Source organism: Alishewanella sp. SMS8 (assembly GCF_030737935.1).
GTDB classification, from domain to species: domain Bacteria; phylum Pseudomonadota; class Gammaproteobacteria; order Enterobacterales; family Alteromonadaceae; genus Alishewanella; species Alishewanella maricola.
In genome coordinates this window covers 359226-372233 of record NZ_JAPJEA010000001.1, presented here as the reverse complement: position 1 = coordinate 372233, position 13008 = coordinate 359226, and the positions used below count along the sequence as shown (strand labels likewise).

Annotated in this window: 11 protein-coding genes; 6 read left to right on the top strand and 5 right to left on the bottom strand. The window is 46.9% G+C overall.

Annotation, left to right across the window (positions count from 1 at the left end):
* Nucleotides 1-92 precede the first annotated feature (92 nt).
* Entirely contained in the window at nt 93-290 is a 198-nt protein-coding gene (locus ORJ01_RS01670) for a hypothetical protein (protein WP_226750851.1), read from the top strand.
* Nucleotides 291-304: 14 nt separating this feature from the next.
* Here ORJ01_RS01670 and hdfR read toward each other — a convergent pair whose 3' ends face one another.
* Nucleotides 305-1153 carry an HTH-type transcriptional regulator HdfR gene (hdfR, locus tag ORJ01_RS01665; protein ID WP_306176747.1) on the bottom strand — a complete coding sequence of 283 codons (849 nt, stop codon included), beginning with the start codon at nt 1151-1153 and terminating at the stop codon, nt 305-307.
* A gap of 129 nt (nt 1154-1282) precedes the next feature.
* Here hdfR and maoP point away from each other — a divergent pair, with 129 nt between their 5' ends.
* A complete protein-coding gene (gene maoP / locus ORJ01_RS01660) occupies nt 1283-1630 on the top strand; it encodes a DUF413 domain-containing protein (RefSeq protein ID WP_226750853.1) in 348 nt (115 codons plus the stop codon).
* Nucleotides 1631-1672: 42 nt separating this feature from the next.
* On the opposite strand, the gene ORJ01_RS01655 is transcribed toward maoP, so the two are convergent.
* Nucleotides 1673-3922 carry a bifunctional diguanylate cyclase/phosphodiesterase gene (locus tag ORJ01_RS01655; RefSeq protein ID WP_306176746.1) on the bottom strand — a complete coding sequence of 750 codons (2250 nt, stop codon included), beginning with the start codon at nt 3920-3922 and terminating at the stop codon, nt 1673-1675.
* Between the two features lie 54 nt (nt 3923-3976).
* A complete protein-coding gene (locus ORJ01_RS01650) occupies nt 3977-6742 on the bottom strand; it encodes an insulinase family protein (RefSeq protein WP_306176745.1) in 2766 nt (921 codons plus the stop codon).
* Nucleotides 6743-6961: 219 nt separating this feature from the next.
* On the opposite strand from ORJ01_RS01650, the gene sixA reads away from it, so the two are divergent.
* Nucleotides 6962-7453, top strand: a complete 492-nt coding sequence (gene sixA, locus ORJ01_RS01645) for a phosphohistidine phosphatase SixA (protein ID WP_306176744.1) — start codon at nt 6962-6964, stop codon at nt 7451-7453.
* A 13-nt stretch (nt 7454-7466) separates the two neighbouring features.
* Here the strand turns inward: sixA and smrB are convergent, their stop codons facing one another.
* Entirely contained in the window at nt 7467-8042 is a 576-nt protein-coding gene (smrB, locus tag ORJ01_RS01640) for an endonuclease SmrB (RefSeq protein WP_226750857.1), read from the bottom strand.
* 49 nt (nt 8043-8091) lie between these two features.
* On the opposite strand from smrB, the gene prmB reads away from it, so the two are divergent.
* The 3 genes from prmB to ORJ01_RS01625 are packed head-to-tail and all read left to right on the top strand — an operon-like array spanning nt 8092 to nt 11343.
* Nucleotides 8092-9048, top strand: a complete 957-nt coding sequence (gene prmB / locus ORJ01_RS01635; protein WP_306176743.1) for a 50S ribosomal protein L3 N(5)-glutamine methyltransferase — start codon at nt 8092-8094, stop codon at nt 9046-9048.
* Nucleotides 9049-10167: a chorismate synthase gene (gene aroC / locus ORJ01_RS01630; RefSeq protein ID WP_306176742.1), complete on the top strand. Its 1119-nt coding sequence runs from the start codon at nt 9049-9051 to the stop codon at nt 10165-10167. It begins immediately after the preceding gene.
* A gap of 9 nt (nt 10168-10176) precedes the next feature.
* Complete coding sequence (locus ORJ01_RS01625) at nt 10177-11343, top strand: MFS transporter (RefSeq protein WP_306176741.1); 1167 nt, start codon at nt 10177-10179, stop codon at nt 11341-11343.
* Between the two features lie 4 nt (nt 11344-11347).
* Here the strand turns inward: ORJ01_RS01625 and ORJ01_RS01620 are convergent, their stop codons facing one another.
* Nucleotides 11348-12739, bottom strand: coding sequence for a coniferyl aldehyde dehydrogenase (locus tag ORJ01_RS01620; RefSeq protein WP_306176740.1), 1392 nt, complete (start codon nt 12737-12739; stop codon nt 11348-11350).
* Between the last annotated feature and the right edge of the window lie 269 nt (nt 12740-13008).

The window sequence follows — 13008 nt, the reverse complement described above, 5'->3', positions numbered from 1 at the left end:
AAGATTAACAGGAAGACCTGCAGATTGCTGTTATAATCAGCAGCACAATGAGGGTGACCCATACCAACAGTAAAGCAACAAAGGGGGCAATTGTGGTTGTAGTGCCAGTAGTATGGTTAATGGTTGTTATTGGCGTATACATTGCGGCCTTACGCAGTGGCATGCGAGCATTGCAATGGGCCATAGCGGCATTATTCACTGGGCCTTTATTACTTCCGCTGTTTAACAGTTACAAACGTTTAGCCATTCATCGCGCCCGCACCAAAAACGCACGTATCTTCAGGCCTTAATTCGTCAATCGGTATTAGGTTTGCCATTGTTGGAGCAAGCGTATCACTGCTTGCAGTTGTGGTTGATATTCTTTATCAGTTAAATAGGCCGCATATAAGTCGAGCGTTAAGCTGGGCATTGCCTCAAGCGGTTTTAAGGTACCTTCAGCCAACTCGGCACTGACAAATTGCGCGGGTAAATAGGCACAACCGCCTTGTTGTAACAACCAGGCTTTAGCCAAACTGGCGCTGCTGGTTTTTAACTGCACCACTTGCTGCTCGGCAAAATGACGCTGGTGTTTAACGTCAAAGTTGCTCCCCCAATCGACATAGCAATAACGTTCATCGGGTTTGCCCGCAGCGTGTTGCTCATTGCAGCTACTGACTGGCAGTAAGTGGATCTCGGTTAATTTAACCAGCGTGATCTCATCGGTTTTTGGTGGGTCAAATAAGATGGCAATATCTAATTGATGTTCCAATAATTGGCGAGTACTGGCTTCACGGTTTAAACTGTCAGTACGCCAGCTAACATCGGGTTTCGCGGCGGCTAAAGGTAAAAACACCGGCAGTAACACGCTTTCCCACAAGTTGGCTGTTGCGCCAAGTGATAATTGCTGTAACTGTTGTATGCTTTGTGCTACATCCTGACGGGCGCGTTGTAATGCACTTAACATGGTTTGGGCATGAGGCAGTAAACGTGCACCTGCCGCCGTTAATTGAATATTATTGCGATGGCGCACAAACAGATGAACACCGAGTTGTTGTTCCAGTTGTCGAATGCGAAAGCTCACCGCCGATTGGGTTAAATAGAGGTTTTCAGCAGCCTTTCCAAAATGTCGAGTATGCTGTACTTCTAAAAAGGTTTTTAATAACTCAGTATCCAAAATGATTCCTTTGTGATATTTATCGTAAGCATAAAAAATTTTTGTTTTACGACAGGAAATTTGTTAACCATACTCCGCACAGTTTAAACAGGCTGGCTTGATATTCAACGAGATGAGAGGAAAAAAGTGATGCAGCAAAGTTTTGTCGCTAATCGTCGCTTTTTCGATGACCGGAATTTCCCACGTGGTTTTACCCGGTCAGGGCGCTTTACTCTGGCAGAGGGTAATCTGTTAGAGAAACATGGTTTGGCAATGCAGCAACTGGATCAAGGTGCTAGAGCGCCAGTCAACGAAGAGGAAGAGCGGTTTCTGCTCGTCTGTCGCGGCGAAGCTGAAGCAACGACACCTTATGAGAAGACCTGGCTAAAGTACAAACAACGCTTAGCAGAAAAGCGTAAGTTCCACACCGTATTTGGTAAAAAACGTATTGCGGATGGAGCAGACGATTTCTCTTACGTTGAAACAGATACTGATTAAAAAAAGCCCTTAGGGGCTTTTTTTATGTCTGCTGTTTGGCTGCTACCAATTATTACCGTTTGCTGTCAGGCTTAAACGGGGCTTTTTTTGTTCATGTAAAAAAGCTGCAAAATCGTCTGCTGACAGTGGCTTACTGTAGTAAAACCCTTGAATAATTTCGCAGCGCAGTTTTCTTAGCTGCTCTAATTGTTCAAGGGTTTCAACGCCTTCAGCCACCACCGATAAACTTAAGTTATGCGCGATAGTCACAATAGTATCCACCATGTTGCGGCCACGGGCGCTGTTCATATCATCTATAAAGGCTTTATCAATTTTCAGCGTATTCAATGGGAATTGTTTTAAATAGGCCAGTGATGAATAGCCGGTGCCAAAATCATCCATGGCGAGGTGAATACCGCGAGCGCGCAGTTTTTTCATCGTATCGATGGCCAGTTTTGGCGATTCCATTACTGTGCCTTCAGTGATCTCTAATTCTAAGTGATAAGATGCCAATTGGGTTTGCTGTAAAATATCGTCGATTTGATCACACAAAAACGGCAGCATAAATTGTTTGGCCGATAAGTTTACCGCTACCCGCCCATGAAACAACCCTTGGTCAATCCAGCGGCGCACATCTGAACAGGCTTTGCGCAAGACTACAGTACCAATATCAACAATTTGTCCGGTTTCTTCTGCAACTGGAATAAAACTCGCTGGGCTGACTAAGCCGCCTTTGGGCGTAATAAAGCGCACCAGCGCTTCCATACCGACCACTTTACCGCTGAGTAAGTCCATTTTCGGTTGATAGAACACCGCAAACAGATCTTCTTTTAAACCATGGCGGATTAAATTTTCGACTTGCAAGCGTTTAACCGCTTGTTTGTTCATGGTGTCATTAAAAAATAGATAGCGATTCGCGCCAGCGCTTTTGGCGTGATACATCGCGGTATCGGCGTTGCGTAACAGCGCTTGCGGATCTTTGCCATCCTCTGGAAACAACACGATACCGATACTGCTGGTGACGACCAGTTCATGTTGCTCGATAGCAAAAGGCGCATTAATTTGCTGCAGCATGGCTTTGGCAAGACTGGTAATGGCATGAATATCATTGGTATTGCTCAGTAAAATGGCAAATTCATCGCCACCTAACCGATATAGCCTTTGCCGGAACAGTTTGTTGTTATGCAGTCGTTCTGACAATTTACATAACAGCGCATCGCCTAGTTCATGTCCAAGTGAGTCGTTAATTTTCTTAAAGTTGTCTAAGTCGAACACTAAAAGTGCATGTTGCGTGTTTTCTTTGACTAGACTGGCCAGTTTATTCATAAACACCGCCCGATTGGGCAGTCCGGTCAGCGTATCGCTGTTGGCCAATCGATTGAGTTCGGCATCACGTCGTTTACGCTCTGAAATATCAGAGAATACGGCGACATATTGAGTGATAAAGCCTTGTTCGTCTTTAATCACGTCAAAGGTTAATTCGGCTTGATAATAATCACCGTTGGTTTTGAGTTCACGGATCTCATCACTCCAGCGGCCTTTTTGTACCAAGGTTTTTTCAATTTCTTGTAAGAAGCGCGGCGGATACAAGCTGAGTTTAAAGCGGGTTTGTAGCACGCTTTCCCGAGTATTGCCGGTAATATTGCTAAAAGCGGGGTTCACTTCGAGAATATTAAACTTGGTATCGCAAATCACCACGGCATCTGAAATGTTTTCTAGACAGCGTGCAAATAATTGCATTCTGGCTTCAGCTTGTTTTAACTGGCTAATGTTTTTCAGCGTGCCGGTCATTCGCTGTGCTTTGCCTTCGTTGTTATAGGCAACAATTTTTCCGCGATCTAATACCCAGATGTAATTATCATCTGCTGTGCGTAAGCGATAACTTGATTCAAAAAATGGGCTATTTCCGGCCAGATGCTGCGAGAGTGCGCTACTGACGCGTTCTAGATCTTGTGGATGAATAAAATTTTTGTTCGGAGGAAAGTTTTTTCCTTCAGGCGGCGCAGAGAGGGGGTCAAGCCATGCACTGGAGCGATACAGCTCGCCACTTTCGATATTCCAATCCCATAACTCATCACCGCTACCCCAAATGGATAAACGTAAACGCTCTTCGCTTTTTGCTAAAGCTTGATGGTAAGTGCGCATGCGGCGCTGATTAAATTGGGCAAGTAAAAAACCTGCGACGGCAATAGCCATCACAGTGTAAAGCAGATAAGGTTCAATGATGGTCCAGTCGATTACTGTTGCTGCTAGATAAGGCGAAAAAAAAGCCAATAAAATCAAACTGCCAAGCGTAAATTTTTTATAAGACATTTATTATTTTTTTTGTGAATATTCAAGCTAAGTTAACGAAGATCAGCAAGGCTGTCAAAGCAAATTCAGCCCCGCTAACAATTCAGTTTTCAAGAGAGTTTTTACATGGCTATTGCTGGGTGCCGGATCGGTTGCTAAAAACAGCACATCGTAGTCGGGTGCGAGAAGTTGTTGTAAAAACGCAATAAAGGCTTGCCGGCTTAGCGTTGCTAAGGCCTGTTGAATATCTGCGGTAAGACTAAACTGATAATCTTGCTGGCCAAGAGCTAGCCACAATCGCTTGGCACGTGCGCCTAAACTGGTATCACGCTCGGCCAATTGCGATAGCATACTCTGTTTTAATGCGGCGAACTCGTCAGACGTTAACTGCTGAATTTGCTCTAAAAACTGTTGAAAAAACGCTACCGTCGCGGCATACAGTTTATCTGCTGTTGAGTCGGGCGATTGTACGTAAAACGCTAAACCTGGCAGGGTATTAATCGGTACATAACCGGTGCCGACTAAATAGCCTAATTGTTGCTCTGTGCGTAATTGATGAAAATAGCGTGGCGACATCACGTGGTTTGCCAACATAAAGCAGGCCATTTGGTCGGCCGTTTTTTGCTGCGCTGCGATATAAATAACAATAGCATGATCGGTTTGACCACTGGCGACACTCTGTAACCAAACCGGGCCAAGATCTTTAATACCGTTTTGCCGCGCAGGCAACGCAGGGCCACTAGAGTGCTGTGCCGCTAACCAGGTTACTAATAGCTGCTGTAAGTCAGCCGCTGCCGCGGTAGGCCAGTTGCCTACCAATAAAGCTTCCAAATGGATCTGTTGTAAAAGCTGCTGCTGAAATTGCTGAAACTGCTCAAAGCTTAATGCCGCCAGGGTGCGTTGTAATAAATCTAACTCAGGGTTTTGCGGCTGCAAAATGGCTGATAACTGACTAAATAACTGCGCGACCGGCTTATTTTTACTACTGTTTTCCCAGTGTCGGCACAGTTGATGTTTGAGTTCATTGAAACGTTGCTCACTAAATTCAGGCTCGGGTAATTGGCTTAAAATATCGCTAAGTAAACGAATTTGGTTCGCAGTCAGGCCAGAGGTTTGTAAACTGACACCTTGACGATGTACGTGAAGATAATAATTTAATCCCGCAGTTGTCGCGGCATACAATTGCTGATTAAAGCGATCCAGTACAAGTTCTACCCACAAGCGAGTGGCAGCTAACTGCGTTAAGGTTTGACAGCTATTAGGCAGGGTTAGCTGCACAAAAATATGGCCTTTAGGGGTGTTAAAATCCGTGTCGGCTTTATACCAAATATGCAGGTCATCACGTTGACATACTGCATGTGGTAAAGGCATATGCGCACTGTCCGGTAATAACGATAATTCGGTTTGTAAATACGGATTCGGTGCTGGCAATTGCATGGCGCGTTTAAGGGGTTGTTGGCTTAATTGCTCAAGCCACTGCTTATCTAAACGGACAATACTGTAGGGGGTATGATACCAGCGCGCTTCACAATTAACTGGCACCTCATCAGCCACCAACATAATGCGCATATTGTCACTACAAAAATACCCCAGCAGTTCTTGATATAGCGCCTCGGGCGGTAATTCCATGCGATAATCGCCGAAAATAATATCCTCAGGAGGGTAATGCTGCATATTTAGCGATAAATCGCCCGCGGTTTGTAAAGCACTACTGGGCTCATAAAACTGAAATGACCATTGCAATAAACGTTGCCGCTCGACAAACAGCGCCTGATTGAACCCGGATTGTTTTAGCAGCTTAATTTGACTAAACAGTGCCGCCACAATATCGCGATAATGCGCGCGGCCACTGGCCGTCAGTTCAAAGGCAACGGTGAAATCTTTGTAATTACTGCCATCAATACCGCCACCGGCACTTAATTGATTAACCAGTTCGCGTTCTTTTAAATAGGCCAGTAAAGAATGTTGCCCTTCATCGCCCAGCAGATGTGCGATAAAACTCACCAGTTTAAAGCGGTACCATGGCTGAATATCAGGCATGGCAAAGCTGACCACCAAACGGCTGCTGCTTTTATGGGGGCGGATATTTAATTGAATCCCTTGCTGTTCAGGCAAATACAATGGCACCTGTACTGCAGGTTTTTTCGGAAGATGCGTTGGCAGTGCCGCAAAATGTTGCTTAGCCAGCGCGGCTAATTCAGCAAGTGATTGAGGACCAACTAAACACAAACTCATGCGGCTAGTGCTGTATTGCTGCTGATAAAACTCGCTGACGGCTTGTTGCAGGCTGTTGTTTGGTAAATCGGCGAGTGTTTGGGCATTCCCTACTGAAAATTTAGCAAAAGGATGCGCAGGGTTAATGCTTTCTTTGTGTGCTTGATAAATGCGGCGGCTATCATCTTTGAGTTTCATGGAAAACTCAGCTTCGATAGATTGCCGCTCTTTATCAACGTAGCTGGCGCTAAACAAGGGCGCACAAAACATATCACCAAAACGGGCAAGGCCTTGCGCAAAAGCGGCGTGTTCAATATCAAAATAAAAATGACTATGTTCAGTGCCGGTCCAGGCATTATGACTACCGGCATGCTCACTGATAAAATGTTGAAACTCACCGGCGTTCGGATAGTGTGCCGAGCCTAAAAACAGCATATGTTCTAAAAAGTGCGCGAGACCTTCTCGTTCTTGTGGATCGTCAAAATGTCCGACATTAATGGTTAAGGCGGCGGCACTTTTTTCACTGTCAGCTTGGTGAACCAAAAGCACACGTAAACCGTTAGCTAACTGCAAATATCGGTATTGCTTTGGATCATTTGGACTTTTTATCAGTTCATTATGTTGCAAAGCGGTTCCTTTATTTAGCATGGGTGCTTGTTGACGTTTGCGGGTTATCCGACCAAAGTTTCATAGCGATAAGTAATAACTAAACGTTATGTTATGCACAAATGATAGTTACGCTGACAACAGACTTTCTTTATCATAGCGCACTATTTTCACCTGACGCATGCTAATTTGCTCAATAGTCGAATCAATGGGACAAAACAGCATTATGGTAACAATTTCATGGTAAATCTCGTGATCATGCGACATGGCGAAGCACAGCCCTATGCGGCGGATGATAGCTTACGACAATTAACACCAGACGGTCAGAACGATGTGCGGCAAATGGCGTTGTGGTTAAAAACGGTCTATGCCAATCTCGATTATGTTTGGAGTAGCCCATACTTACGTGCGCAGCAAACAGCCGAATTAATGTTAGAGCAGCAGCCCGCAGAATGCCAATTTAAACTCATACCCGAGTTAGTGCCTGATGCGGCAGCGGAAGCAGTGAAAGCGCAGATTGATGCATTATTGTTAGCCCAGCCCAATGCCAAGCTGCTGTTGGTATCACATATGCCGTTGGTGAGTTTTTTAGTCGAAAGTTTTACTGAACCCGGCCAAGCCCCGATTTTTAGCACCGCCTCGTTAACTTGTATTAGTTACCAGCCAGGACAAGGGGGTGTGGTGCAAGAGCGAAATAGACCACTGGCGTTGTCGGTATTACCCGAAATCTGAAAGGCGAATGGTTTTAGCGGCCAGGCAAATCCCGAAACTGTTGCTCGGTGCTTTGGTTGATTTTCAAAAGTAGTAATAAAGCGCCTTGTTTGCCCCAAGCTTTGGGCGCAGTATGAAAGGCGCGCACATTGGGATGCTGCACTAACCAATTCGGCACTTTTCGCGCTAAAATCCCTAAGCCTTTGCCATGTACCACGCAGGCACAGTTAAATTGTTGCTGCTGGCAATAAGCTAATAACCCCGCTAATTCTGTTTTCGCTTGTTGGCCGGTCATGCCATGTAAATCCAAAACGACTTGCGGCTCGATTTCTGCGCGGCGCAGGCGCCCAGCTAAATGCGGATCATCACCGCTTTGCACATAAGACAAGCTGCCTTGGGTGTCGCTAAAAACTTCGTATTCATCAGAGAAAAAGAACAGCTTTTCAGCAGTTGCGCTATTCGAGGCCGCGCTGGGGCGTTTTTGCTTGCTGCGTTTGGCAACTGGCGCTATCTTGTCTTGCTCAAGCGGGCGGGTGCCAGCAACAAACTCCCGGAACAGTTCCAGCTCCTCTGGATCAAGGGTTTTGCTAGCTGAGTTTTTTTTCTGCATGCGCGCGGGTCTAATCAATATTTTGTTAAAATCTGGAGTGCAGCATACCATGACTGAGCAACCGCTATCACCTTTTCATCCTGAACAGTTGCAGGGGACCTTATCAGAACTGTGCACGGTACATGATTGGTTACGTTGGGCAGTAAGTCGTTTTCATCAGGCTGGAGTGTATTTTGGTCATGGAACCGACAATGCGTGGGATGAAGCGGCAGTGCTGTTAGCCCATGTGCTATTTTTACCGCCATTGACCGATGACCAACTGTTGCCCGTGCGTTTAACCCTGCATGAGCGCCAAGCGTTTATTGATTTACTGCAGCAACGCATTGAACAGCGTATTCCCGCCGCTTACCTGACTCAGCAAGCCTACTTTTGCGAGCTGCCGTTTTATGTGGATGAGCGAGTGTTGATCCCACGCTCGCCGATTGCCGAATTAATTAAAAACAAATTTGCTAACTTACTTGAGCCGGGTTTTACTCCTACGGCTATTTTAGATTTATGTACCGGCTCTGCCTGTATTGCTATTGCTTGTGCTTATGCGTTCCCTGATGCACAAGTGGATGCCGTGGATATTAGTCCTGATGCGTTAAATGTTGCGCAAATTAATATTGCGGAGCATCAATTAGAAGATCGGGTATTTCCCGTGTTATCTGATGGCTTTGCCGCCTTACAAGGCCAGCATTACGATTTGATAGTGACCAACCCGCCTTATGTTGACGCCGAAGATATGGATGACTTACCCGAAGAGTATCGGCATGAGCCCGAATTAGGCTTAGCCTCGGGTGTGGACGGGCTGGCATTAACGCGGCAAATCCTTCGAGATGCGGCAGCCCATCTTACCGAACAGGGCATTTTAGTTTGTGAAGTTGGCAATAGTATGGTTGAATTGCAGTATAGATATCCAGACGTCCCATTTAATTGGCTGGAATTTAACAGCGGTGGTCTGGGCGTTTTCGCGTTGACAAAGCAGCAGCTTATCAACAGTCAGCATTTGTTTGAGGAAGCATAAATGGCAGGTAACAGTATTGGGCAGTTATTTAAAGTCACCACCTTTGGCGAAAGTCATGGTCCGGCCATTGGCGGAGTGGTTGATGGCTGTCCACCTGGTATGGCGTTGACCGCTGAAGATCTGCAGTTAGATCTGGATCGGCGCAAGCCAGGCACGTCGCGTTACACCACTGCGCGCCGAGAAGAAGATACGGTGAAGCTATTATCAGGGGTGTTTAACGATACTACTACCGGTTGCTCTATCGGTTTATTGATTGAAAACACCGATCAGCGTTCACAAGATTACTCGAACATTGCCGCTTTATTTCGTCCTGGGCATGCCGATTACACCTACTGGCACAAATTTGGGATCCGCGATTATCGTGGCGGTGGCCGCTCATCTGCACGTGAAACGGCCATTCGAGTGGCTGCCGGTGCTATCGCTAAAAAGTATCTAAAAGAGCATTGTGGTATTGAAATTCGTGGTTATTTAGCCCAGCTTGGCCCGGTAAAAGCGGAACAATTACAATGGCATGAAGTTGAAAACAACCCATTTTTCTTCCCCGATCCAGATAAGCTCAGTGCTTTAGATGAGTACATGCGGCAACTGAAAAAAGACGGTGATTCGGTCGGTGCTCGCGTTAATGTGGTGGCGAGCGGCATGCCCGTTGGCTTAGGTGAGCCGGTGTTTGATCGCTTAGATGCCGATGTTGCGCATGCCATGATGAGCATTAATGCCGTAAAAGCGGTGGAAATTGGCGATGGCTTTGCGGTGGTCGAGCAGCGCGGTTCAACGGGTCGTGATGAATTAACGCCAACGGGTTTTAGTGCCAATCACGCTGGTGGCACCTTAGGCGGCATTTCCAGCGGCCAAGATTTATTAGTCAGTATTGCGCTAAAGCCCACTTCGAGTATCAGTGTGCCGGGTAAAAGCATTAATACCGACGGTGAAGTCGTCGATATCGTGACCAAAGGGCGGCATGATCCCTGTGTGGGTATTCGAGCTGTACCCGTAGCCGAAGCGATGCTGGCGATTGTGCTGTTAGATCACCTGTTAAGACAGCGCGCGCAAAATGCCATGGTGCAGGTAACCACGCCGGATATTGCTGCCATTTCTCGTCAACAAGCTCCCAGCGAATAAGCGATTATTGTGTTCAGATTAACTGCCAAGCCAGCGTTATCGCTGGCTTATTTTGCTTACTTTGGTGTACTGGGCATCTTTGTGCCGTATTTTGGCTTGTTTTTAGATGGCCGCGGTTATCAATCGGCACAAATTGGTTTGTTACTGGCATTGGTTACCGCCACTCGTATTGTAGGCCCAGCGCTTTGGGGCACCTTAGCTGATCGTACGGCTAATCCTTTAGGGATCATGCGCTTTGGCGCCGGTATTGCTATTGTCGCTTGGCTTAGTAGCTTAGTCGATTTTGGCTTTTGGCCATTATTACTGGGTTTTGCGGTATTCAGCTTTTTCTGGACAGCGATTTTACCGCAGCTGGAAGTCTGTACTTTTCATAGTTTAAATGATGATACCGGCAGCTACAGTAAAATTCGTACCTTTGGCAGTATCGGTTATATCGTATTAGTCATGCTGGGCGGCTGGCTTTATCAGCGCTTTGGCAGTGAGTTTATGCCTGGCACCGCATTGTTGTTTCTGTTTTTGTTGTTACTCAGTTTGGTTAATTTACCGCCGATGCCACCGCCACCAAGTAAAGATCAGCCCAAATTATCTTTTGCTGAGTTGTTTTCTAGTAAGGTGCTGTGGCAGTTTATGGCTGCGGCATTCTTATTACAGATGAGCTTTGCGCCGTTTTATGGCTTTTTTACGCTGTATAGCCGAGATCTGGGTTACAGCGGAACCCTTACCGGTTTGTTTATTGGTTTAGCGGTGCTGGCTGAAATCATCGCCTTTTATTATGCCGGACGTATTTTGCAGCGTTTTTCTTTTCGTCGGTTGTTGGCCTGCTGTTATGGTTTGACGGTGATCCGCTGGCTTATGTTAGCTTTTGTTGCCGATTCGCCGTGGCTGTTAGCGCTGAGTATGTTGTTTCATGCAGGGAGTTTTGCCATTGCCCACAGCTGCGCTATGCAGTTTATTCAGCAGTTTTTCTCCAAGGCGCAGCGAGGGCGAGGCCAGGCTTTTTACGCAGGTATTATATACGGTGGCGGTGGTGCGCTAGGTGCTTATATCAGCGGCATTAGTTGGCAAAATGGTTCAGGTGCTGAACAAACCTATGTGCTGGCAGCGATAGCGGCATGTTTTGCCGCCATCTTAGCTTGGAGCTTACCTAAACAGATGCCTAAAGCGGCCTTGGTTTAACGCCTTACCGAGTGAGCCAGCGTAATAAAGCTTGAAATAGCGGCCGATCAAACGGTGGATAAATAAATTGGCTGCTACTAAAGCGGCCTTTTTCATGGATGGCTTTAAGGTGCGACAACCGTAAAAAGCCCTCTGGGCCATGATAATAGCCGAGGCCTGATGGCCCGACACCGCCAAAGGGTAAATCATCTTGCGCGACTTGCAGCAAGGTATCATTAATGGCTACGCCACCCGCATGCACTTGCTCGAGCACTTGGCTAATTAACGCTGAGTTTTCGCTCATCAAGTATAAGGCTAAGGGCTTAGGCCGTTCTCGAATAAAGGCAATGGCCTCGTTAATATCATCATAAGGCAGCAGCGGTAAAACCGGCCCGAAAATCTCTTCTTGCCATAACTGACACGCTAACGGGGCATCCACTACCAAAGTCAGCGGCAATAAGCGCTGCTCCGCGTTGCCGCCTTCGCTACAGGAAATTAAGGTTGCGCCGGCATCTTTCGCTTCTTGCAAAAGATGGCTGAGCCGTTGATATTGTCGTTGATTGACGACCGCACTGTATGAGCTGCCATTTGGGAAATCGGGGTAAAAACGTTTAAACCCCTTCTTGAGCAGACTGATTAACTCGGGCAGCTGGGCACGAGGCACTAACACATAATCTGGTGCGACACAGGTTTGACCGGCATTAGCCGTTTTACCAAATAGCAAGCGGTCGCTGATGCGTGCTAAGTTGGCGTCAGGTGCAATCAGTACCGGGCTCTTCCCGCCAAGCTCTAAGGTTACCGGCGTTAAGTTGGCGGCAGCGGCTTGCATCACTTTACGCCCAACCTGGGTTGAACCGGTAAAAAGCAAATGATCAAAGGGTAGGGCAGAAAAGTCGGCGGCGACCTTGGCATCGCCTTCGATAATACTGACGCTATCCGCACAGGCTTGCTGGCATAATTGGCGTAGTACCTGATTGGTTGCTGGGGTAAATTCAGATAATTTAACCAAGGCATGATTGCCTGCTGCCAGTGCCGTCATTAAAGGACTCAATGCCAGAAATATCGGATAATTCCACGGCACTATAATACCTACTACGCCCAGCGGCTGTGGCATCACCCGGTTAGTGGCTGGCGCAAAAGTGTAATGAACATGCCGCTTTTTCGGGCGCATCCACGTTTTTAAATGGCGCAATTGATATTTTAAGCCTTGGCGGCAAGGCGCGATTTCCAGTAATCGGGTTTCATCATGACTGCGCTGGCCAAAATCGCTGGCAACGGCTTCGCATAGCGCGTGCTCAAATTGCTGCAAAGTACGCATTAAGGCAGTTAAACGCTGACGGCGGCGGGCAAGGCTTGGGTAAGGATCTGCATGAAAAGCCTGCTGGTGATGCGTAAACTGCTGTTCGAGCGAGGTCATAAAAACTCCTGATAAGAAACGATATTCAAGGATAAGTAGCAAAATCGGCATAAAACAGTTGGTGTAGAGCATAAAACCAAACTGCTGGGCGCAAATGCCGACTTACTGTAGAGCACTGACGGACTTGCCGCAAGCCTGCTGAAATAGCCTTAGAATGCTATCCGGCCGTTACCGGGTTGCGATGCGCCGGTCTGGCGGCTGATCGCTGGGAAATAGCCAGATTAGCAGGTACAATGCGCGGCAATTGCAATACGCCTGCTTTTAAGAGG